Here is a 20,926-nt window from a genome sequence, read left to right as displayed (position 1 = left end):
CGTTCTGAGCTGACCGGTGGGCGTCTTCCCGTGCCGGGGAGGCGCCCTTCGTCAGGCCAGGTGGGTGAGGGCTTCCGGGATCGAGTCGGCGACCGGCGCGCCGGTGCGTTCGAGCACCTTGCGGGAGCTGGTGCCGGTGGCGACCAGGACGACCTGAGCGCCGACGTGCCGGGCGGCTTCGGCGTCGTCGGCCACGTCGCCGATCAGCACGACGTCCCTCGGGCGCAGGTCGAGCGCGTCGAGGTGCTCGGCGAGGTGCTCGGCCTTCGAGCCGCCGTCGCCCGCGGCCTTGAGGCCGTCGACCCGGCTGAACAGCTCGCCGAGGCCGAAGCGGGCGACCAGCGGCACCAGCTCGTCGTGGAACCACATCGACAGCAGCGACTGGGTGTGGCGCAGGGTCGCGAGGTGGTCGGGCACGCCGACGGCCAGCCCGCAGCCGTCCATCAGCGCCCGGTACTCGGCGTGGTAGACGGTGTCGATGCGGGCCCAGTCCGCCGCGGTCAGCGGACGGCCGAACATCCGCTCGTAGCAGTCCTTGATCGGGCGGCTGAAGACGTCGCGCCAGTGCTCCAGCGTGATGGCCGCGTGGCCGAAGTCGGCGCAGACCCGGTTGACGGCGGAGAGCACGGCGTCGTTGTCGGCGAACAGCGTGCCGTTCCAGTCCCAGACGACGTGGTCGGCCCTGATCCTCACTCGAACAGGCTACGGCGATAGGTTGAGTGCTCACTTCTGGGGAGGTAGTGGGGGATGGACGCGCGACGAACCACGGTGGTCGCCGAGCCACGCGGGCAGGTGGCGCTGGTGTCGGTCGGGTTCCCGGTGCTGGGCGCGCTCGTGGTGTGGGGCCTGAAGTCGATCGCCGGGTGGGTGGCCGACCTGTCGTGGGCGCCGATGCAGGGCCCGTTCCGGTTGGTGGCGTCGATCCCGGAGCCGTGGGCGACGATCGGGTCGGTGGCCGTCGGCGCGCTGCTCGGGCTGGTGGTGGCCGGGATCGCGGCGCACGAGCGGCTGGTGGTCGAGGTGTTCAACGAGGGCGTCGAGCTGCTGAGGGGCGGCAGGCACCGCAGTTTCGACCGGACGCTGGTGTCCGGGGTGTTCCTGGACGGCAAGAAGCTCGTGCTGCTCGGCGTGGACACCGGCGAGCTGGCCCGGGAGGGCCACGACCTGAAGCCGGAGGCGCTGGCCGAGGCGTTCCAGACGCACGGCTACCAGTGGCTGGACGGCGACCCGTACCGGGAGGAGTACCGGCGGTGGGTCGACGGCACGCCCGACCTCCCGCCCGGCGCGAACGCGCTGCTGAAGGTGCGGGCCGAGGCGTTGCGCAAGGAGGACAAGGAGGACGCGGCCGAGCTGCGCGAGGAGTTGAGCCGGCTCGGCGTCGTCGTGCGCGAGGAGAAGAAGCGCCAGTACTGGCGTCTCACCCGAACGCTGCCGTGAGCGCGCATACGCTCACGGGGTGATCCTCGGCGAGGGCGGGAACGCCAGGCAGGCGGAGACCGACCGCGCGGGCGGGCGGTTGTGGCTCAGGGTCAGCGCGGTGTTCTGCTGGCTGTGCGCCCTGATCCCACTCGCGGTGTGGTACCTCGAAGACTTCGGCTGGTCGTGGTGGGCGCTGGTCGCCGCGGTCGTCATGATGCCGGTCGTGACGGCCATCGGCGCCGAGATGTGGGCGACGGCGAACCGGGCCGCGGCGGACACCGCGCGGCTGCGGCAAGCCGGTCGGCCCGCGATCGCCGAGGTCGTCGGGGCGGAGGTGGTCCACCAGGAGGAGGGGCCCGACACCTCGGTGCTGAGCCTGCGCGTCAGCGGCGACGACGTGCCGCCGTTCGAGGCGACCTACCGCAGCCGGCACCGGCCGGACCACCGGGTGGGCGCCCGCTTCGAAGCGGTGGTCGACCCCACCGACAACCTGTTCGCCCTCGATCCCGGCCTCGGCCCGCGGTGACCGGTCGCCGCACCCGGTTCTCCCGGCGGCGGTCCGGGCTTCAGTACTGGGTCAGGTCGTCCAAGGTCGAGGTGTCCTCGCCCGCCCGGCGCAGTTCCTCGCGGACCACGCGGTAGGCCAGGCCTTCCGCGTAGCCCTTGCGCGCCAGGGCCGCGACCAGGCGGCGGATCTTGGTGGTGTCGTCCAGGCCCGCCATGGTGCGCAGCTTCTTGCGCACCAGGTTGCGCGCCCGGTCTTCCTCGGCCTCGTCGTCGACCGCGGCGACGGCCTCGGCCGCCACCTCGTCCGCCACGCCCTTGCGCCGCAGTTCCATGGCCAGGGCACGGCGCGCCAAGCCCTGGTACGTGTGCCGCGACCGGACCCAGACCTCGGCGAACGCCGCGTCGTCGATCAGCCCCGCCCGGTCGAACTTGGCCAGCACCAGCTCGGCCGTCTGCTCGCTGATGCCCTTGCGCAGCAAGGCGTCCTTCAGCTCGACGCGGGTGCGGGCCCGCGCGGCGAGCAGCGCGTAGCAGATGTCCGTCGCCTTGCGCTGCTCCTTCGCCGGGTCGACCGGACGCGGCTCGGCGTCGTCGGCCGAAGGGTCGCGGGACGGCCCGCGACCACGGCCACCTCGTCCTGCCACGCCGACTTAGAACTCGACGGGCGCCGCGGCGGGCTCCTCGGCGTCGAGGGTGGCGCCGATGCCCAGCTTGTCCTTGATCCGCTTCTCGATCTCGTTGGCCACGTCCGGGTTGTCGCGCAGGAACTTCCGCGCGTTCTCCTTGCCCTGGCCCAGCTGGTCGCCCTCGTACGTGTACCAGGCGCCCGACTTGCGCAGGATGCCCTGGTCGACGCCCATGTCGATGAGCGAGCCCTCACGGCTGATGCCCTGGCCGTAGAGGATGTCGAACTCGGCCTGCTTGAACGGCGGGGCCACCTTGTTCTTCACGACCTTGACCCTGGTGCGGTTGCCGACCGGCTCGCCGCCGTCCTTCAGGGTCTCGATGCGCCGCACGTCCAGCCGCACCGACGCGTAGAACTTCAGCGCCTTGCCACCGGTCGTGGTCTCGGGCGAGCCGAACATCACGCCGATCTTCTCGCGCAGCTGGTTGATGAAGATCGCGGTGGTGTTGGAGTTGCTGAGCGCACCGGTGATCTTGCGCAGCGCCTGGCTCATCAGGCGGGCCTGCAGACCCACGTGGTTGTCGCCCATCTCGCCCTCGATCTCGGCGCGGGGCACCAGGGCCGCCACCGAGTCGATGACCAGAATGTCGAGCGCGCCGGAGCGGACCAGCATGTCCGCGATCTCCAGCGCCTGCTCGCCGGTGTCGGGCTGCGAGACCAGCAGCGCGTCGGTGTCGACGCCCAGCTTCTTCGCGTAGTCCGGGTCGAGCGCGTGCTCGGCGTCGATGAACGCCGCGATGCCGCCGGCGCGCTGGGCGTTGGCCACGGAGTGCAGGGCCACCGTCGTCTTACCGGAGGACTCCGGCCCGTAGATCTCGACCACGCGGCCGCGGGGCAGGCCGCCGATGCCGAGCGCGACGTCGAGCGCGATCGCGCCGGTGGGGATCACCTGGAGCGGGGCGCGGACCTCGTCGCCGAGCCGCATGACCGAGCCCTTGCCGTACTGCTTGTCGATCTGGGCCAGGGCCAGCTCGAGGGCCTTGTCCCGGTCGGGTGCCTGGGGTGCCATCTGGAAGTCCACCTCGGAGTGTCTTGGGTTCGCGGTGCGATGTCGGGGCCGACGTTACGGGTGGGGTCCGACATTTTCCGGTGGGGACCAGGTCACCCGCGGGGTGCTGTCACCCGGTCGTGTCGGGGAGTGTAGCCGAACAGGTGTTCGACCACTTGGTCGACACGCCGGGTCACCGCCGCTGTTCCGGCACGTCGAAGGCGTCGCAGACGGCCAGCCAGATGTCCTTGATCGGCAGACCGGCCTCCAACGCCTGGTCGGGAGTCCGGCCGCCGAGGGCGGACAGCACGTGGTCCCGGGCCACCATCTCCGCCCTGACCTGGCCGAACTCGTCGGCCATCAGCTTGCGGAACGTCGTGATGCGCATCGGGCCCAGCCTAACGCGCGGCCTCCCGGACCGGACCTCCGACACCGTCCGGCCGGCAGGTCAGCGCAGTGCGGCGGCGACCAGGCCACCGTCGACGACCAGGTCCTGACCGTTGACGTAGGACGCTTCGCCGGAGGCGAGGAACGCCACCGCGTCGGCGACGTCGTCGGCGGTGCCGATCCGACCGGCGGCCACCGCGGCGACGACGGCCTCCGCCGCCTCTGAGGAGACGTTGTCGTGGAACATCGGGGTCTCGATGTAGCCGGGGCTGACCGAGTTCACCCGCACTCCCCTGGGCGCCAGCTCGGCCGCGAGCGTGTGCGCGAGGTTGTGCACGGCCGCTTTGGTCGCCGCGTAGAGGGACGCGCCGGGCAGGCCGCGGTGCAACGTCCACGACGCGTTGATCACGATGGCGGCGTGGTCGGACAGCAGCGGGAGGGTCTTCTGGATGGTGAAGAACACGCCTTTGAAGTTGATGTCCACGAGGCGGTCGAACTCGGCCTCGGTGACGTCGCCGTTCGGCTGGAACGAGGCGACGCCCGCGTTCGCGAAGACCACGTCCAGCCGCCCGTGCCGGTCCCGGATGGCGGCGGTCAGCGCGTCGAGGTCGGTGAGGCTCGCCACGTCGCCGCGCACCGCGAGGACATCGTCACCGGCGTCCAGCTCGTCGACCACGGCGTCCAGCCGGGCCTGGTCGCGCCCGGTGACGACCACCCGCGCGCCCTCGGCGAGCAGCCTCCGCGCGGTGGCCAGCCCCATGCCGCTCGTGCCGCCGGTGATGAGCGCGACCTTGTCCTTGAACCGGGGAGTGCTGTGCGTCATGGGATCGAGCGTGCCGACCGGCGCCGGGCGCGAACAGTGCGCGCTCAACCCGGGAGTGCCACCACCACCCTCGGCCGCCGATCAGACCGAGGCGGCCAACCCGACGTGCGCCAGGCGTTCGAGCCGTTCCGCGGTGCCGGTGCCGGGTCGCGGGTTGTGCAGCTCCAGGTACCGGTGCGAGCGGTCGGCCACCGCCAGGGTCGTCACGTCGAAGTGCAGCTCACCGGCCTCGGGGTGGTGGATCGCCTTCACCGCCTGGACCGGGGCGCCCACCTCGTGGCGCGCCCACAGCTCGGCGAACTCGGTGCTCACGGCGCTGAGCTCGGCGACCACCCGGTCGAAGCCGGGGTCGGCGGGTGCGTGCGCCGCGTCGGCGCGGAAGGCGGCGACGACGACCGGCGCGACCGACGCCCAGTGGACGTGCATGTCGCGGTACCGGGCGTTGGTGAAGAACGTGACCAGGCAGTTGTGGTCGCTGTCGTCGTAGCCGAACACCGCGCGGGTCGCGTCGTTGATCGCGAGCAGGTTCCAGTACCGGTCCCGGAGGATCGCGGGCCGCGGCAGCCACGCGTCGAGCAGGCGCCGCAGCTCCGGGCTGACCTCGTCACCCCGCGCACCGCCGACCCGCGGTGGGTTGAGGCCGGCCAGCAGGTACAGGTGCGCGCGTTCGAGGTCGGTCAGGCGCAGCGCCCGGCTGATCGCGTCGAGCACGTCCGACGAGACGGTGATGTCGCGGCCCTGCTCCAGCCACGTGTACCAGGACACGCCGACACCGGCCAGCGCGGCCACTTCCTCGCGCCGCAGCCCCGGCGTCCGACGCCTGCCCACCGCCACCACGCCGACGTCGGCGGGCGTGAGCCGCGCCCGGCACGTCCGCAGGAAGTCGCGGAGTTGCTCGCGCCGACGCAGTCTCACCGCAGGGGATTCGCTGGTCATGTGCCACGGTAACAACGAGCCCGGTCAGCGTGCCGCCTGCCAGGCCGGGCTGTCGACGTAGTGGTTGTCGAACCGGTCCTGCGAGTCGCGGATCTCCTGCGGGCTCGCCTCGCCTCGCTGCACGCGGTCGAGCAGGCGGTAGTAGTCGAACCGGCCCATGCCGGGCGTGAAGACGAACAGGACGTCCGCGTCGGCGCCCTTGAGAGCCCCGAACGCGTGCGGCACGTGTGGCGGCACGACGAGGAAGTCGCCGCGCTCCAGCGTCACCACGTCCTGGTCCAGCAGCACCTGCAGCGTGCCGTCGAGCACGAAGAACAGCTCCGAAGCGCGGGTGTGGAAGTGCGGCGGCGCGCCGTCGGAGCCGTCGCGGAAGGTGGACCGGTTGCTGGTCAGGCCGTCGAGGTCGGCGAGGAGGGTGACGACGGCGGCGGGGTCGGCGTCGAGCTGTTCGGCCTGGTCGGCGCGGACGAGGAGGGTGTTTTCCATGAGGTCGAGCCTCGTCGCGGACCGGGGGCCGAACAACGACGACGATCGAATGGAACGATAACCTGGCGGTTATGGAACGACGTGACCTGGAGGTTTTCCTGGCGCTGGCGGAGGAGCTGCACTTCAGCCGCACCGCCGAGCGGCTGCACGTCTCCCAGGCGCGCGTCAGCCAGTCCGTCAAGCAGCTGGAACGCCGCATCGGCGCGCCGTTGTTCGAGCGGACCAGCCGCCGGGTCGCGCTCACGCCCATCGGCCGCCGCCTGCGTGACGACCTGGCACCGGCCTACCGGCAGATCGTGGACGGCGTAGCGCGCGCTGTGGAGGCCGCACGCGGCACATCCCTGCTGCGCGTCGGGTTCGAGGCGCCCGCCGTCGCCGACCTCGTCACCGACGTCCTCGACACGTTCCGCGCCCGGCACCCGGACAGCGAGGTGCGCGTGCGGGAGGCGCCGTTCAGCAACCCGTTCTCGCTGCTCAGGGCCGACGAGGTGGACGTGCTGGTGACGTTGTTTCCGGTCCGCGAACCGGACCTGACGTCCGGGCCGGTCGTCCACGAAGAGCCCTTGGTGCTGGCCGTGTCCGACACGCACCCGTTCACGCGGCAGGACTCCGTGACCCTGGAGGACCTGGCCCGCGACACGGTGTTCCGCGCCGCCTACTGGCGCGACACGACACCCAAGGGGGCGCCGATCAAGCGGGGACGGGACGTCACGACGTTCCAGGAACTGCTCACCGCGATCGCCAACGGCGAGGGCGTCTGCCCGCTGGGCGCGCACGCGGCCGGCTACTTCGCCCGCCCCAAGATCGCGTTCCTGCCGCTGGTGGACGCGCCGCGGCTGGCCTGGGGCATGGTCTGGCGCACGGCGGGCGAAACGGTCCGCGTGCGCGAGTTCGCGGCGGCGGCGCGCTAACCTCGACGTGTGCTCCTGTTGCAGGAAGACCCCACGGGCCTGTCGTCGCCGATCGCCACGATCGCGGTGATCGCCGGGCTCGTCGCCGCGATCGTGGTCGGCGTGCGCGCGCTCTGGTACAACCGCAAGCGCTGATCACCGCACCCGCTGCATCGACGCGAACAGGCACGCCATCAACAGCGGCAGCGCGGTGAACCCGACGACCAAGCCAAGCGCGGCGTAGGACCACGCGGTCACCACGACGCCCGCCGTGACGCCGCCGAGCGCGCCGCCGACGTTCATGCACAGGTCGGACAGGCCCTGCGCGGCCGGCCGGTCCACCACGCCCACCGACTCGGTGAGCAGCGCCGATCCCGCCACCATGCCCGCCGACCAGCCGAACGCCAGCAGCGCCAGCCCGGCGGCCAGCTGCGGCGCGTCGTGCGACGGGGCCATGCCCGCGATGCCCGCCGCGGCGACCACGAGCGCCGCGCCGATCGCCAGCACGGGCACCCGGCCGAGCCGGTCGGCCATCCACCCGAACAGCGGGCTGGCCGCGTACATCGCGGCGACGTGCAGGCTGATCACCACGCCGACGACGCGCAGCGACGAGCCCGCGTGCTCCATGTGCACCGGTGTCATCGACATCAGGCCCACCATCGCGGTGTGGCACAGCGTCACGCCGCCCACGGCGAGCTTCCCGGCGGCGGGCAGGGACCGCCACACCGCCACCGACCGCTTGGCGCCGACCGCGGGTTCGAGGGCCGACTTCGCCAGCGTCAGCGGATCGGGCCGCAGGAACCGCAGCACCACGAGCGCGGCCAGGCCGAACAGCACGGCCGACAGCAGGTACGGCCCGGCGCCGATCGGCAACCCCAGCCGCACGGCCACCTGCCCCGCCGGGTCGGCCAGGTTCGGCCCGGCCACCGCGCCGATCGTCGCCGCCCACACCACCAACGCCACCGAGCGCGCTCTGCGGTGCGGGTGGGCCAGGTCCGCGCCCGCGTACCGGGCGGCGAGGTTCGCGCTGGACGCCGCGCCGAACAGCACGAGCGCGACCAGCAGCACCTGCCACGAGCCGAGCACGACCGCGCACGCCGCCACCGCCGCGCCCAACGCGCCCGCGCCGTAGCCGAGGACCAGCGCCGGACGCCGTCCGCTGCGGGCCGCCAACCGGGCCGCGGGCAGCGCGAACGCGGCCGCGCCGAGCACCGCGGCGGTCTGCGCCATCCCGCCGACCGCGTCGGAGTCGGCGAGCACGGCCGCGATGAGCGTGCTCACCGCCAAGCCGATGGTGACGCCCGCCGCACCGAGGATCTGGGTCACCGCGAGCACTCGCAGGACCCTGCGCTGCACGACGTCGACCACGGTCACGATCTTGACTGTGCCAGGTGGAATCAGACCCGAACAGCCACCGTCCGGGTCTCAGGTGCCGGGTTGTACCGCAGCCTCGAAGAAGTCCGCGACCTGGTCGGCGGTCAACTCCTCGCCGCCGCTCTTCGTCACGATGCCGAGCAGCGGCAGGTCGTTCGCGGTGAACACGAGCAGCCCCAGCCCGCCGTCCGCGGCGGCCCGGTACTTGCCGGTGAGGCCGTTGCCCGCCCACTGCGCCTCGACCAGGTCGGTCTTGAGCGACCGCACGACGGCGTCCGCGCCGTGCTGCGCGCCGACGACCGTCTCGGTGAGCACGTACTGGACCGAGTAGTCGTCCTTCACCGCGCAGCTCACCACGGTGCCCTTGATGCCGTTGACGCCGCCCACGCCGGGCGTGCCACCCGCCTTGCACGTGCTGGTGTCCGGGATCGTGCCCGCGAGCCGGCGCAGGCACTCGGTGAAGCCCTTGTCGTCCTGCTGGGTGTCGTTCTTGCAGTCCTGCGCGCTCGGCACGCCCGGCCCGTTGAACGCGAACAGCCCGCCCACCACGGCCAGCACGAGCACCACGGCCGCCGCCGAGATCAGCACGGTCCGGTTGGGCTTCTTCCGCTCCGGCTTGGCCTGCGCGCGGTTGCCGACGGTCGGGAAGTTGAACTGCTGAGGCCCGGTCTGCGGGTAGACCTGGTACGCGCCGCTGGAGTTCGGGTTGACCTGGTAGGCGCCGCTCGCGCTCGGGTTGACCTGGTACGCGCCACTGGCGCTGGGATTCACCTGGTACGCGCCGCTGGCACTGGGGTTGACCTGGTACGCCCCGCTGGCGTTGGGGTTCACCGGGTGCGCGCCGCTGACCGCCGGGTTGGGCTGGTACGTGCCGGACGGCGGGGTCACCGGCTTGGTGACGACCGTGTCGGGCTCCGTCGGCCTGGCCGGCTCCTGGGACCGCGGCGTGACGCCGTTCTTGGGCACGTGGTGCGCGCCGAGGGCGACCGAGGTCTCGGGCTGGTCCAGGCTCGTCGGCACGATCCGCACCTGCTCGCCGATCATGGTCGCCACCAGCGGGATGCGGCTGGCGCCGCCGACCAGGTAGATGCCCGCGAGCTGGTTGGGCGCCATGCCGGTGGAGCGGATCGTCGACTCCAGCAGCTCGACGCTGCGCATCATGCTCGGCCGGACCAGCGCTTCCAGGTCGGACCGGTTGACCAGCACGTCCTCGAACGGCTCCGGCATCGGCACCTCGGTGTGCGCGTGCCGCGACAGCGACTCCTTGGCCGCGCGCACGTCCTCCTGCAGCGTGCGGCGGGCCCGGCGGTCCGCGGTGGACTCCGGGCGCAGCAGCCGCTGCCAGGCCGCCGGGTCGCGGTGCGAGACCTGCCTGCCCACGTGCTCCAGCAGCGCCTGGTCGACGTCCAGGCCGCCCAGGTCCTGCAAGCCGTCCTCGGCGAGCACGGTGAAGCCGCTCTGGGTGGCGCCGACGATGGCCACGTCGAACGTGCCCGCGCCGAGGTCGTACACCGCGAGCGCCTGGCCGACGGACAGCGAGGCGTAGTGGGAGGCGGCGGCGACCGGCTCGGGCACCAGCACGATCTCGCCTGTCACGCCCGCGAGGCGGGCCGCGGACAGCAGCACGTTGCGGCGCGTCGGCCCCCACTGCGCGGGGTGGGTGAGGCGGACCTCGTCCACCGCCTCGCCGCCCAGCTGGCGGGTGGTCTCGTCGAGCACGCGGCGCAGCACGGCGGCCAGCGCGTCGGTGACCGGGACCACGTTGTCGCCCAGGAGCAGCACGCCGTCGTCCACCCGGCGCTTGGGGTTGGGCTCGAAGCGGGCCGGGTCGAGGCGGGCGCGGCGTTCGGCGTCACGGCCGACGACCAGCGTGCCGTCCTCCTCGCAGTAGACGGCCGACGGCATGGTGGCCGAGCCGTCCACCTCCACGACCCTGGGCGGCCGGCCGTGCGCGGCGAGCACCGCGACGGTGTTGGAAGTGCCCAGGTCGACGGACAGGACGCGCACGATGGATACACCCCTCAGGTTCAAGCCGTGGGTGATCGTGCCACAGCCGACCCACCCCGCGAGGTCGCCGAGGTCGCGTCGGTCGTTCGTGACTCATTTTCCGGCGATCACGCTTTTCGATCGTCGGAAAATCAGGCGCGAGCGGCCGACTTCCAGGCGACCTCGCCCGCCGTCTGCGGAGCAGCGGCAATCCAACGCAGCGGCAATCCAACACTGTCGGTGGGGTGGGTCACTATGGACGGCATGGACGTGCTCGGCCGCTTCTCCCCCGCCACCCGGCAGTGGTTCGCCGGGGCCTTCGCCGCGCCCACGCCGGCGCAGGCGGGCGCGTGGGAGGCGGCGGCCGCGGGTGAGAACGCGCTGGTCATCGCGCCGACCGGGTCCGGCAAGACGTTGGCCGCGTTCCTCTGGGCGCTCGACCGGCTGGCGTCCACGCCGAAGCCCGCCGAGCCGAAGCGGCGGTGCCGGGTGCTGTACGTCTCGCCGCTGAAGGCGCTGGCGGTGGACGTGGAGCGCAACCTCAGGGCGCCGTTGGCGGGCATCCGGCAGGCCTCGCACCGGCTGTCGCTGCCCGAACCGGACGTCACGGTGGGCATGCGCACCGGCGACACACCGGCGGACGCCCGGCGCGCGTTCGCCCGGACACCGCCGGACGTGCTGGTCACGACGCCGGAGTCGTTGTTCCTGGTGCTCACGTCGGCCGCGCGGGACTCGTTGCGCGGTGTCGAGACGGTGATCGTCGACGAGGTGCACGCGGTGGCGGGCACCAAGCGCGGCGCGCACCTGGCCCTGTCCCTCGAACGGCTGGACGCGCTGCTGGAGCGGCCCGCGCAGCGGATCGGGCTGTCCGCGACGGTCCGGCCGGTCGAGGAGGTGAGCGCGTTCCTCGCGGGCGGGCGGCCGGTGCGGGTCGTGCAGCCGAAGACGCCCAAGACGATCGAGGTCCGGGTCGAGGTGCCCGTCGAGGACATGTCGGTGCTCGGCGAGCCGACCGGCGAGGTGTCGGGTTCGGCGGCAGGCGCGGAGCAGCGGGCGTCCATCTGGCCCTCGGTGGAGCAGCGGGTGCTGGAGCTGGTCCGGCAGCACCGCTCGACCATCGTGTTCGCCAACTCCCGGAGGCTGGCCGAACGGCTCACCGCGCGGCTCAACGAGCTGGCCGAGGAGGCCGTGGAGCTGGAGCGGTTCCCCGCCGAGGCGCCCGGCCAGTCCGGCATCACGACCCAGCGCACGACCGCGATCGCCCGCGCGCACCACGGCTCCATGTCGCGCGAGCAGCGGGTGGTGGTCGAGGAGGAGCTGAAGTCGGGGCGGCTGCCGTGCGTGGTGGCGACGTCGTCGCTGGAGCTGGGCATCGACATGGGCGCGGTCGACCTGGTGGTGCAGGTGGAGGCGCCGCCGACGGTGGCGTCCGGGTTGCAGCGCGTCGGCCGGGCCGGGCACCAGGTGGGCGCGGTGTCGCGCGGGGTGATGTTCCCGAAGTTCCGGGGCGACCTGGTGTCGTGCGCGGTGGTGGCGGAGCGGATGCGGGACGGCGCGATCGAGGCCGTGCGGTACCCGCGCAACCCGCTGGACGTGCTGGCGCAGCACGTGGTGGCCATGGTGGCGATGGAGACGTGGACGGTCGAGGCGCTGTCCGGGCTGGTGCGGCGGGCCGCGCCGTTCGCCGCGCTGCCGGAATCGGCGCTGCAGGCCGTGCTCGACATGCTCGCGGGCCGGTACCCGAGCGAGGAGTTCGGCGAGCTGCGGCCCCGCATCACGTGGGACCGGATCACGGGCGAGCTGCGCGGCAGGCCGGGTGCGCAGCGGCTGGCGGTGACCTCGGGCGGCACGATCCCCGACCGCGGCCTGTTCGCGGTGATGACGCCGCCGTCCGAGCGCGGTCCCGGCTCGCGGGTCGGCGAGCTGGACGAGGAGATGGTCTACGAGTCGCGGGTCGGCGACACGTTCCTGCTGGGCACGTCGTCGTGGCGGGTCGAGGACATCACCCACGACCGGGTGATCGTGGTGCCCGCGCCGGGTCAGCCCGCGCGGATGCCGTTCTGGAAGGGCGACGCGCAGGGCCGTCCGCTGGAGCTGGGGCGTGCGCTGGGGAAGTTCGTGCGCGAGGTGTCCACCATGGACGACGCGAAGGCGGCGGAGCGGACGGCGTCGGCCGGGCTGGACGCGTGGGCGACGTCGAACCTGCTGGCCTACCTCGGCGAGCAGCGCGAGGCGACCAGGCACGTGCCCAACGACCGGGTCGTGCTGGTCGAGCGGTTCCGCGACGAGCTGGGCGACTGGCGGCTGGTGGTGCACTCGCCGTTCGGCGCGCAGGTCAACGCGCCGTGGGCGTTGGCGATCGCGGCTCGGCTGCGGGAGCGGCGCGGGATCGAGGTGCAGGCGGCGCACTCCGACGACGGGATCGTGATCCGGCTGCCCGACGCGGTCGACCTGGACGGCGCGCAGGTCGTGGCGGGCGCGGACGACGTGCTGCTCGACCCGGAGGAGGTGGAGCAGGTCGTGGTGGCCGAGGTGGGCGGCTCGGCGTTGTTCGCGGCCCGGTTCCGGGAGTGCGCGGCGCGGTCGCTGCTGCTGCCCCGGCGCGACCCGCGCAAGCGCTCGCCGTTGTGGCAGCAGCGGCAGCGGGCGGCGCAACTGCTGTCGGTGGCGGCGAAGTACGAGAGCTTCCCGGTGGTGCTGGAGGCGATGCGGGAGGTCTTGCAGGACGTGTACGACGTGCCCGGCCTGCGTGAGCTGATGACCGACATCCGGGCACGGCGGGTGCGCGTGGTGGAGGTGGAGACGCCGTCGCCGTCGCCGTTCGCGCGCAGCCTGCTGTTCGGGTACGTCGGGATGTTCCTGTACGAGGCGGACGCGCCGCTGGCCGAACGGCGGGCGGCGGCGTTGTCGCTGGACTCGGCGCTGCTGGCGGAACTGCTCGGCTCGGAGGCGATCCGGGAGTTGCTCGACCCGGAGGTGGTCGAGGAGGTCGAGCGCAACCTGCAACGCCTCGCGCCGGACCGGCACGCGCGGGACGCGGAGGGCGCGTCCGACCTGCTGCGGTTCCTCGGCGACCTGTCCGAGGCCGAGGCGCTGGCCCGGGGCGTGCGGCCGGAGTGGCTGGCGGACCTGGTGGCGCAGCGGCGGGCGATCCGGGTGCGCATCGCGGGCGAGGACCGGGTGATCGGCATCGAGGACGCCGGGCGGGTGCGTGACGCGTTGGGCGTGGCGTTGCCGGTGGGCGTGCCGGAGGTGTTCACCGAGCCGGTGGCCGACCCGTTGGGCGACCTGCTGTCGCGTTACGCGCGCACGCACGGGCCGTTCCCGGCGGCGGAGGCGGCGGAGCGGTTCGGGCTGGGCGTGGCCGTGGTGACGGGGGTGCTGGAGCGGATGGCGGCCACCGGGCGGCTGGTGCGCGGCGAGCTCAGACCAGGGGGAACCCACACCGAGTACTGCGACGCCGAGGTGCTGCGGCGGCTGCGGCGGGCGTCGCTGGCCCGGTTGCGCGCCGAGGTCGAGCCGGTGGAGCCCGCCGCGCTGGGCCGGTTCCTGCCGGGCTGGCACGGGGTGGGTCGGCGGCTGCGGTCCGCGCCGACCGTGGACGACGTGTACTCGGTGGTCGAGCAGCTGGCGGGCGCGCCGCTGCCCGCGAGCGCGGTGGAGTCGCTGGTGCTGCCCGCGCGGCTGCCCGGCTACAGCCCGGCGCTGCTGGACGAGCTGACCGCGTCCGGCGAGGTGACGTGGACCGGGTGCGGCTCGCTGGCCGGCGGCGACGGCTGGATCGCCCTCGCCCCGACCGACGTCGCCGACCTGCTGCTGCCGGACCTGGTGCCGGAGGCGATGCCGGACTCGTCGCTGCACACCGCCGTGGTGGAGGCGTTGGGCGGCGGGGCGTTGTTCTTCCGGCAGGTGGTCGACCGGGTGTCGTTGCAGGGTCCGACGACGGACGGCGAGGTCGTCGGCGCGCTGTGGGACCTGGTGTGGGCGGGAGTGGTCACGAACGACACGCTGGCGCCGCTGCGTGCGCTGGTCGCGGGCGGCGGCACGGCGCACAAGCCCCGGCGGGCCGCGCCACGTGGCCGGTACGCGCGGATGCGGGCCGGGAGACCGGACATGCCCAGCCGCACCGGGCCGCCGACGGTCGCGGGCCGGTGGTCGTTGGCCGTGGTGCCGGCGACGGACGCGACACGGCGGGCGCACGCGCGGGCCGAGGCGTTCCTGGAGCGGCACGGTGTGCTGACGCGGGGCGCGCTGGACACCGAGCGGGTGACCGGCGGGTTCAGCGGCGTGTACCGGGTGCTGCGCGCGATGGAGGAGTCCGGGCAGGTCGTGCGCGGGTACGTGGTCGAGGGGCTCGGCGCGGCGCAGTTCGCCGCCCGCGGCGCGGTGGACCGGCTGCGAGCGTCGTCGAGACCGCCCGGCCAGGAGCACGCGGGCACGCCGGACGCCGTCGTGCTGGCAGCGGCCGACCCGGCGCAGCCGTACGGCGCGGCGCTGGCGTGGCCGGAGTCGTCGGGCGAGGGCAAGCACCGGCCGGGCCGCAAGTCCGGGGCGCTGGTCGTGCTGGTGGACGGGCTGGCCACGCTCTACGTGGAGCGGGGCGGCCGTTCGCTGCTGTCGTTCACCGAGGACGAGGACCCGTTGCGTGCGGCGGCCCAAGCCCTGAGCCGAGCCGTGCGCGACGGCTGGCTCGGTCAACTGGCCGTGCAGCGCGCGGACGGCGAAGTGGCGCTGGGCTCCCGCCTGGCGGGCATCCTCCAGGACGCGGGCTTCCGCGCCACGCCGAAGGGGTTGCGGCTGCGGGCGTGACGGGAGGTCAGCGGTCGTCGGTCGCGGTGATCGCGCCCGCCAGACCGTCCAGCTCCTCCCACGTGGACGTGTCGGGCAGCCACTGCGCCACCGCTCCTTCCGGCATCACCCGGTACACCCGGTCCGGGCCGACGGCGATGTCCGCGCCGCCCTCGCCGATCCGCGTCCACGCGTCGGGTTCGCCCTGGTAGGAGTGCAGGCCACCGGTCCGGTCGACCATGAACAGGCCGGCGCCGCCCACGTGGATCGACCGGGCCGCACCGCCGATCCTGGTCCACGTGGCGCGCGGGAAGTCCCACTCCCACACCGCCGACCCGTCCGCCGGGAGCCGGTACAGGGATTCCTCGCCGACCAGGACGGTGTCCTCCGGGTCCAGGGTGTCGGTGATCCACGTCCAGTTGCCCGGCGAGCCCTCGTAGCGGAACAGGTCGTGGCCGTTCGGGCCGGACGCGAACATCCCGACCCGGCCCGCGTACAGATGTCTGGCCGCGGCGCCGATGAGCAGCCACGAGTTGGTGTGCTCCACCCACGCCCACACCGCCGCCCGGTCCGGGGCCAGCCGGTACAGGTGGTCGCGGCCCACGGCCAGCTCGGCGCCGCGTTCCCCGATGTACGTCCAGTTCCCCGGCGAGTGGTACTGCGCGATGTGGCCGACGCCCGGCGCGACCCCGAACAGGCCCGCCGCGCCGCCGTGCACCTCCGCCGCCGGCCCGCCGATGTCGACCCAGCCGGAAATCGGGTTCCACGAGCGGACCGCGTCGCCCGAGGGGGTGATCAACGCCAGCATCGCCGCCACCCGCGGCGCATCGGACGCGGACGACCGGCCCGCCGATCCGCTCTCCGGTCCCGTCGCGACCAGCGTCACCGACAGGGTCACCGCGACCGCGGACACCACGGCGACGGTGTGCGTCAGCCACGGCCGGAAGCGTCCTCCCAGCCGACCGGGCGGCGGTTGCGGGGACAACGGCGGCAACGCGACCGGCTCGGCCCGCTCCTCGACCCGCTCGGCCGCCGCCCGCCGGTGCAGGCTCCGCGCGCGGGTCAGCAGCAGCTCCCGCCCCGCCTGGTCCGGCACCCGGTCCTTGACCACCTGCTCCAGCAGGTGCAGCGGGATGACCTGGGCGCCCGACCGGTACAGGCTCCACGCCGTCCGCCCGCCCATGTACCGCACGGCCAGCTGCCGCACGGTCTGGTCCTTGGTCAGCTGCCGCACGAACACCGCCAGCTCGTTCGCCGCCGCCGTCGCGCCCTTCAGGTCTCCCTGCGGCCGTCCGGGGCCCTTGGTCGTGTCCACGCCGCACGTCCCCCTTTGTCCGCGGACAACCCGTTGACCGTCCGCATGCCCGCCCCTACCAGCGGTTTCGACGGCGGCGACAGCGGACCGGTTCCGGGCGAACACAGAATGCGACCACGAACTCGGGACGATCGGCGAGAGGGGTCGGGAATGAGGGGATTCCGCACCGGTGAGGACGGATTCGTCGCACCGGACGTGATCGGCGGCCGGTACGCCGGCTGGGAGGAGGACGCGACGCCGGAGTTGGCCTACGTGCCCGCGACGGTGGTGGCGGAAGACGTCGCGTTCGAGTTGCGGAGAACGGCCGAGGGCGGGCTGGCGCTGCCCGCGTACTCGACGCTGGACGACCTGGTGCGGTGCTGCGGGCCGCGCCAGCGGTGGGTCTCGGTCCGCACCGAGGGAGTGGCCGAGTGTGCCCGCGCGTGCGGCGCGGACGTGGTGCTGTGGGACGTGGCGCTGCCCGAGGAGGCCTTCCGGTGAGCGGGTTCACCACCAGCCTCGACACCCTCGCGACGGTGGCGGGCAGGTTGCGCACCGCGGCGGACGCGGTCGGCGGCGTGTCCGCGGCACCGCCGCCGCCGCGGGCCGGCGTGTGCACGGCCATCGTCAACGCGGGGTTGGGTGCCCTGTGCGGCCAGGCCGCGGTGGTCGTGACGGGCTACCTGGCCGCCGCCGACACCGTGGACGTGACGCTGCGCGACTACCGGGACGTGGACGACGACGCGACGATCAAGGAGGTGTCCTGATGCCGTTGGAGACCGCGGTCCAAGGCGATCCGGCGAGCTTGCGGGCGACCGCCGGGTGGCTCCGCGAACTGGCGCGGGCCGCCGAGGAGGCCGGGACGATCGCGCGCGGCGCGTCGACCACGTCGGAATCGGGGTGGACGGGCCCCGCGGCGGACTCGTTCCGCGCCACGGTCGGCGCCACCCTCGGCGAGGTCGACGGGATCGCCGCCACGAACACCGGCACCGCCGCCGCGCTCGACGCGCACGCGGCGGACCTGGAGACCGTGAAGGCGCGGATGGCGCAGGCGGTGGCCGTGGCCATGGGTGCCGGGTTGACCGTGTTCGGCACGCTGATCTGCGAGCCGTCCGGTCTGGCCGACGGCGCGAAGCTGAAGGCGTTCGAGGAGTGCCTGCGCACCGTCGCCGAAGCCGACGCGCTGGAACGGGACTCCCTGTCCAGGTTGGCGGACTTCTTCGGCGCGCTGGGCGACGTGGCCACCCACCCGGCGACGTTCGTGGCGCTGGACGGCGCGTCGGGCGCGGCCGGCGCGCACTTCGCGGGACGGCTGGTGCAGCTGTCCGAGGCCGCGGACCGCTACACGTCGGCGGCCACGACCGCCACGGTCATCGCCGGGCAGACGGAGGCGGCCGCGGGCCGGCCGCTCGTCGGGCCCCAGCGCTGGGACCTGCTGCGCGCCATCGCCCTGAACCAGCGGGAGGCGGATCGCCGGAGCGCGGAGCTCGCGCGGCTCTTCGGCGGTTCGACCGCCACCACCGCCCAGAACGGCCGGTTCATCCTGACCACGAACGTCGGGAACACCACCCGGTGGGGGCAGAGCCTCACCGGGCGGTTCGGGACCGTGGTCAAGAGCGTGCCGTGGACGGGGCTCGGGCTGACGACGGTCGGCGTCGGCATCGAGATCATCAAGGAGCCGACCGTCGAGAACTCGATCGTCGCCGTCACGGCGGGCACGGCGGGCCTGGTGGCGTCCACCGCGACGGCATCGGCGGTCACGACGGCGTTGGTGGGGCCTGCGGTGCTGGTGGGCGCGCCGGTCCTGGCACCGGTGGCCGCGGGCGTCATCGTGGGCGGGTTGACCGCGTGGGTGGTGGACAGGCACGGCGACGAGGCCGTCGAAGGGGTCAAGGACGTCGGCGGGGCCGTGGCGGACAAGGCCAAGGACATCGGGAAGACCGTGGGTGGCGGCATCAAGAAGACGTTCACCGGCGGCTTCCTCTGACCGCGCGGTCCGGGCCGCCCGCGTCGGCGCGCGGCCCGGACACCGGTCAGCGGAACAGGGAGCTGTAGGCGTTGAGGGCCGGTTGGCCGCCCAGGTGGGCGTACAGGACGGTGGAGTCGCGCGGGATCTCGCCGGTGGAGACGAGTTCCACCAGGCCCGCCAACGACTTGCCCTCGTACACCGGGTCGGTGATCATGCCCTCCAGCCGGGCGCCGAGCTTCATGGCCTCCACAGTGGACTCGCCCGGCACGCCGTAGACGCCTTCGTGGAACCGTTCGTCGAGGATGACGTCGGCGTCGGCCACCTCGACGCCCAGCAGGCCCGCCGTGTTCTCGGCGATGCGCGTGATCTGCTCGCGGGTGTCGCGCGGCTTGGCGGAGGCGTCGATGCCGATCACCCTCCGGTCGCCGCCCGCGAACCCGGCGACCATGCCCGCCTGCGTGCTGCCGGTCACCGAGCACACGACCACCGTGTCGAACCGGACGCCCAGCTCGGCCTCCTGCCGCTCGACCTCGGCCGCCCACCCGGCGAACCCGAGCCCACCGAGCGGGTGGTCCGACGCGCCCGCCGGGATGGCGTACGGCTTGCCGCCGGCCGCGCGCACGTCCTCGACCGCCTGCTCCCACGCGGGTTTCACGCCGATGCCGAAGCCGGCCTCGACCAACCGCACCTCGGCGCCCATCAGCCGGCTGAGCAGGATGTTGCCCACCCGGTCGTACCCGGCGTCCGGCCAGTCGACCCAGCTCTCCTGCACCAGCACGCACTTCAGCCCGGCCCGCGCCGCCGCACCGGCCACCTGGCGCGTGTGGTTGGACTGCACGCCGCCGATGGACACCAACGTGTCGCAGCCCGTCGCCAACGCCTCCGCCACCAGGTACTCCAGCTTGCGGGTCTTGTTGCCGCCGTAGGCCAACCCGGAGTTGCAGTCCTCCCGCTTGGCCCACACCCGCGCGCCGCCGAGGTGCCTGGTCAGCCGTTCCAGCTCGTGCACCGGGGACGGGCCGAAGGTCAGCGGGAAACGCGCGAAATCGCCCAGCGCCATGTCAGTTCTCCTCAGCCGTGTCAGTCGAGAGCAGGTCGGTCGAGAGCAGGTCGGCCAACGTCGCCCAGTTCCGCTCGACCAGCCGTGCCGCGAGGTCGGCGTCGGACGCGGCGAAGGCGGTGATGATCTCGTCGTGCATCGCCACCGAGTGGCGGCCGGTCGGAGCGGCGAACCGCAGCCGTTCCAGCCTGCGCACGAGGGGCGTGTAGCGCTCGATGGTGGCCGTGACGGCGAAGTTGCCCCCACGCCGCACCGCCACCGCGTGGAACTCGTCGTCGGCGGCGAGCGCACCCGGCACGTCACCGGAGGCCAGGGCGCGGGCGAACGCCGTGTTCGCGGCACGCATCGCGTCCAGGTCCGCCTCGACCAGGCGTGACGCGGCCAGCCGGGCGGCGAGCGCGTGCATGGTCTGGACGACGACGTGCGCGTCACGCACCGCGGCCGTGTCCAGCGGCGTGACCCGCGTGTAGCTGTGCGGCTTGCTCTCGACCAACCCCTCGTCGGTCAGCCGCGCCAACGCCTCGCGCACCGGCGTCCGGGACAGCCCCAGCCGCTCGGCCAGCTCCACGTCCTTGATCGGCACGCCGGGCGCCAGGTCGCCGCCCAGGATCGCCTCGCGGATCGCGATCAACGCCTGGTCGCGGTACAGCGCCCGACTAATATATTGCATACCGGAGCACGGTAGACGGTCGCCGCCGAGATCACCAGCACCGGCGCGGACTTGCCCCAGGCGGGCTCGCGCTGCGGAAATGTGCGGTGGAAGGGCCCTTCGCGTCGGTACGGTGCGCGTTTCGGCCTACCTGGAGGGGTTCGGTGATCGGTGATCGGGCGCGGTTCGGAGTCTTGGTGGGCCCCACCGAGGCAGGGCAACCGCAGCTGCGTTCCGTCAAGATCTACGTCGACGGCGAGGACCTCACGTTCCTGGACGACGAGGTGTACGTGCCGAACTTCCTGCTCCGGGTGGGGTTGACGCTGCGCGCGCTGGACGACTGGCCCGATCTGGCGCCGCACGCGGCGGTGCTCGGCACCGACCCGCGGGTGCTGCACCAGCGCCTGGTCGCCGAGAGCGAGCACGACCCGATCTTGGCTTCGTGGGACGAGCGGCTGTCGTTCCTGGAGTGGGGCGAGATCACGTTCCCGTTCCACTCGTTCCTGTTCCGGTTCGGTGACCGCATGTGGCTGACCGCCCGGCACCGCGAAGGCGGGTTGCGGGTTGCGCAGGTCGAGCCGGCCGAGGTGCGGGACATCGTCGAACGGGCGCACCGGGCGGTCGCCGACGACTACGCGGACCACCGGAGGCGCGCCGGGCTGGACTGAGCCGCGTCGACCAGGCG

21 protein-coding genes are annotated in these 20,926 nt (G+C 73.3%); 9 read left to right on the top strand and 12 right to left on the bottom strand.

The features are described from left to right. Positions 1-51: 51 nt before the first annotated feature. A complete protein-coding gene (locus ADK67_RS24340; protein ID WP_053718807.1) occupies positions 52-693 on the bottom strand; it encodes an HAD family hydrolase in 642 nt (213 codons plus the stop codon). 54 nt (positions 694-747) lie between these two features. Here ADK67_RS24340 and ADK67_RS24335 point away from each other — a divergent pair, with 54 nt between their 5' ends. Together ADK67_RS24335 and ADK67_RS24330 are read left to right on the top strand one after the other, a co-directional pair. Continuing rightward, the gene (locus tag ADK67_RS24335; RefSeq protein ID WP_053718806.1) at positions 748-1,437 is read left to right on the top strand and encodes a YqeB family protein; all 690 of its coding nucleotides are present in this window, start codon (positions 748-750) and stop codon (positions 1,435-1,437) included. Positions 1,438-1,456: 19 nt separating this feature from the next. After that, a complete protein-coding gene (locus ADK67_RS24330) occupies positions 1,457-1,945 on the top strand; it encodes a hypothetical protein (protein ID WP_053718805.1) in 489 nt (162 codons plus the stop codon). Positions 1,946-1,985: 40 nt separating this feature from the next. On the opposite strand, the gene ADK67_RS24325 is transcribed toward ADK67_RS24330, so the two are convergent. The 6 genes from ADK67_RS24325 to ADK67_RS24300 all read right to left on the bottom strand — a co-directional run bounded on the left by ADK67_RS24325 (position 1,986) and on the right by ADK67_RS24300 (position 6,231). Further along, on the bottom strand, positions 1,986-2,462 hold the full coding sequence (locus ADK67_RS24325; protein WP_053718874.1) for a regulatory protein RecX: 477 nt from the start codon (positions 2,460-2,462) through the stop codon (positions 1,986-1,988). A 114-nt stretch (positions 2,463-2,576) separates the two neighbouring features. Beyond that, entirely contained in the window at positions 2,577-3,620 is a 1,044-nt protein-coding gene (gene recA / locus ADK67_RS24320; RefSeq protein ID WP_053718804.1) for a recombinase RecA, read from the bottom strand. 172 nt (positions 3,621-3,792) lie between these two features. Beyond that, on the bottom strand, positions 3,793-3,987 hold the full coding sequence (locus ADK67_RS24315) for a DUF3046 domain-containing protein (RefSeq protein ID WP_053718803.1): 195 nt from the start codon (positions 3,985-3,987) through the stop codon (positions 3,793-3,795). Between the two features lie 60 nt (positions 3,988-4,047). Continuing rightward, a complete protein-coding gene (locus ADK67_RS24310; protein WP_053718802.1) occupies positions 4,048-4,809 on the bottom strand; it encodes a glucose 1-dehydrogenase in 762 nt (253 codons plus the stop codon). Between the two features lie 81 nt (positions 4,810-4,890). Beyond that, positions 4,891-5,745 (bottom strand): helix-turn-helix transcriptional regulator, encoded by an 855-nt coding sequence (locus ADK67_RS24305; protein WP_053718801.1) that lies wholly within the window; start codon positions 5,743-5,745, stop codon positions 4,891-4,893. A gap of 24 nt (positions 5,746-5,769) precedes the next feature. Then, positions 5,770-6,231, bottom strand: coding sequence for a cupin domain-containing protein (locus ADK67_RS24300; RefSeq protein ID WP_053718800.1), 462 nt, complete (start codon positions 6,229-6,231; stop codon positions 5,770-5,772). Positions 6,232-6,302: 71 nt separating this feature from the next. Between ADK67_RS24300 and ADK67_RS24295 the strand changes: the two genes are divergently transcribed. Then, entirely contained in the window at positions 6,303-7,142 is an 840-nt protein-coding gene (locus ADK67_RS24295; protein ID WP_053718799.1) for a LysR family transcriptional regulator, read from the top strand. 9 nt (positions 7,143-7,151) lie between these two features. Continuing rightward, positions 7,152-7,277, top strand: a complete 126-nt coding sequence (locus ADK67_RS54740; RefSeq protein ID WP_269436025.1) for a hypothetical protein — start codon at positions 7,152-7,154, stop codon at positions 7,275-7,277. Here ADK67_RS54740 and ADK67_RS24290 read toward each other — a convergent pair whose 3' ends face one another. Beyond that, positions 7,278-8,495, bottom strand: a complete 1,218-nt coding sequence (locus tag ADK67_RS24290; RefSeq protein WP_231648341.1) for an MFS transporter — start codon at positions 8,493-8,495, stop codon at positions 7,278-7,280. A gap of 51 nt (positions 8,496-8,546) precedes the next feature. Beyond that, on the bottom strand, positions 8,547-10,502 hold the full coding sequence (locus tag ADK67_RS24285) for an Hsp70 family protein (protein WP_053718797.1): 1,956 nt from the start codon (positions 10,500-10,502) through the stop codon (positions 8,547-8,549). 243 nt (positions 10,503-10,745) lie between these two features. Between ADK67_RS24285 and ADK67_RS24280 the strand changes: the two genes are divergently transcribed. Then, positions 10,746-15,290: an ATP-dependent helicase gene (locus tag ADK67_RS24280; protein WP_197289595.1), complete on the top strand. Its 4,545-nt coding sequence runs from the start codon at positions 10,746-10,748 to the stop codon at positions 15,288-15,290. A gap of 7 nt (positions 15,291-15,297) precedes the next feature. Here the strand turns inward: ADK67_RS24280 and ADK67_RS24275 are convergent, their stop codons facing one another. Next, positions 15,298-16,584, bottom strand: coding sequence for a hypothetical protein (locus ADK67_RS24275; RefSeq protein WP_053718795.1), 1,287 nt, complete (start codon positions 16,582-16,584; stop codon positions 15,298-15,300). Between the two features lie 150 nt (positions 16,585-16,734). Here ADK67_RS24275 and ADK67_RS24270 point away from each other — a divergent pair, with 150 nt between their 5' ends. From ADK67_RS24270 to ADK67_RS24260, 3 genes are read left to right on the top strand one after another with little or no spacing between them, the layout of a single operon-like run. Beyond that, positions 16,735-17,064 carry an SAV_915 family protein gene (locus tag ADK67_RS24270; RefSeq protein ID WP_053718794.1) on the top strand — a complete coding sequence of 110 codons (330 nt, stop codon included), beginning with the start codon at positions 16,735-16,737 and terminating at the stop codon, positions 17,062-17,064. Continuing rightward, complete coding sequence (locus ADK67_RS24265; RefSeq protein ID WP_053718793.1) at positions 17,061-17,330, top strand: hypothetical protein; 270 nt, start codon at positions 17,061-17,063, stop codon at positions 17,328-17,330. The genes ADK67_RS24270 and ADK67_RS24265 overlap by 4 nt, the downstream gene beginning before the upstream one ends. Continuing rightward, positions 17,330-18,550 (top strand): hypothetical protein, encoded by a 1,221-nt coding sequence (locus ADK67_RS24260; protein ID WP_053718792.1) that lies wholly within the window; start codon positions 17,330-17,332, stop codon positions 18,548-18,550. The genes ADK67_RS24265 and ADK67_RS24260 overlap by 1 nt, the downstream gene beginning before the upstream one ends. A gap of 46 nt (positions 18,551-18,596) precedes the next feature. On the opposite strand, the gene ADK67_RS24255 is transcribed toward ADK67_RS24260, so the two are convergent. After that, entirely contained in the window at positions 18,597-19,592 is a 996-nt protein-coding gene (locus ADK67_RS24255; protein WP_053718791.1) for a 1-aminocyclopropane-1-carboxylate deaminase, read from the bottom strand. A 1-nt stretch (position 19,593) separates the two neighbouring features. Then, on the bottom strand, positions 19,594-20,262 hold the full coding sequence (locus tag ADK67_RS24250; protein ID WP_053718790.1) for a GntR family transcriptional regulator: 669 nt from the start codon (positions 20,260-20,262) through the stop codon (positions 19,594-19,596). A gap of 176 nt (positions 20,263-20,438) precedes the next feature. Between ADK67_RS24250 and ADK67_RS24245 the strand changes: the two genes are divergently transcribed. After that, positions 20,439-20,909: a hypothetical protein gene (locus ADK67_RS24245; RefSeq protein WP_157620796.1), complete on the top strand. Its 471-nt coding sequence runs from the start codon at positions 20,439-20,441 to the stop codon at positions 20,907-20,909. Positions 20,910-20,926 lie beyond the last annotated feature (17 nt).

Origin of the sequence: Saccharothrix sp. NRRL B-16348, assembly GCF_001280085.1 — a bacterium.
Classification (GTDB): Bacteria; Actinomycetota; Actinomycetes; order Mycobacteriales; family Pseudonocardiaceae; genus Actinosynnema.
The sequence above is the reverse complement of the archived record's forward strand: the minus strand, read 5'-3'. Positions and strand labels throughout refer to the sequence as shown.

Coding starts and splice junctions, on each gene's coding strand:
- ADK67_RS24295 (WP_053718799.1), top strand. CDS start 6,303: ATGGAACGACGTGACCTGGAGGTTTTCCTGGCGCTGGCGGAGGAGCTG.
- ADK67_RS24270 (WP_053718794.1), top strand. CDS start 16,735: ATGAGGGGATTCCGCACCGGTGAGGACGGATTCGTCGCACCGGACGTG.
- ADK67_RS24250 (WP_053718790.1), bottom strand. CDS start 20,262: ATGCAATATATTAGTCGGGCGCTGTACCGCGACCAGGCGTTGATCGCG.
- ADK67_RS24315 (WP_053718803.1), bottom strand. CDS start 3,987: ATGCGCATCACGACGTTCCGCAAGCTGATGGCCGACGAGTTCGGCCAG.
- ADK67_RS24335 (WP_053718806.1), top strand. CDS start 748: ATGGACGCGCGACGAACCACGGTGGTCGCCGAGCCACGCGGGCAGGTG.
- ADK67_RS24300 (WP_053718800.1), bottom strand. CDS start 6,231: ATGGAAAACACCCTCCTCGTCCGCGCCGACCAGGCCGAACAGCTCGAC.
- ADK67_RS24305 (WP_053718801.1), bottom strand. CDS start 5,745: ATGACCAGCGAATCCCCTGCGGTGAGACTGCGTCGGCGCGAGCAACTC.
- ADK67_RS24280 (WP_197289595.1), top strand. CDS start 10,746: ATGGACGTGCTCGGCCGCTTCTCCCCCGCCACCCGGCAGTGGTTCGCC.
- ADK67_RS24310 (WP_053718802.1), bottom strand. CDS start 4,809: ATGACGCACAGCACTCCCCGGTTCAAGGACAAGGTCGCGCTCATCACC.
- ADK67_RS24260 (WP_053718792.1), top strand. CDS start 17,330: ATGCCGTTGGAGACCGCGGTCCAAGGCGATCCGGCGAGCTTGCGGGCG.
- recA (WP_053718804.1), bottom strand. CDS start 3,620: ATGGCACCCCAGGCACCCGACCGGGACAAGGCCCTCGAGCTGGCCCTG.
- ADK67_RS24255 (WP_053718791.1), bottom strand. CDS start 19,592: ATGGCGCTGGGCGATTTCGCGCGTTTCCCGCTGACCTTCGGCCCGTCC.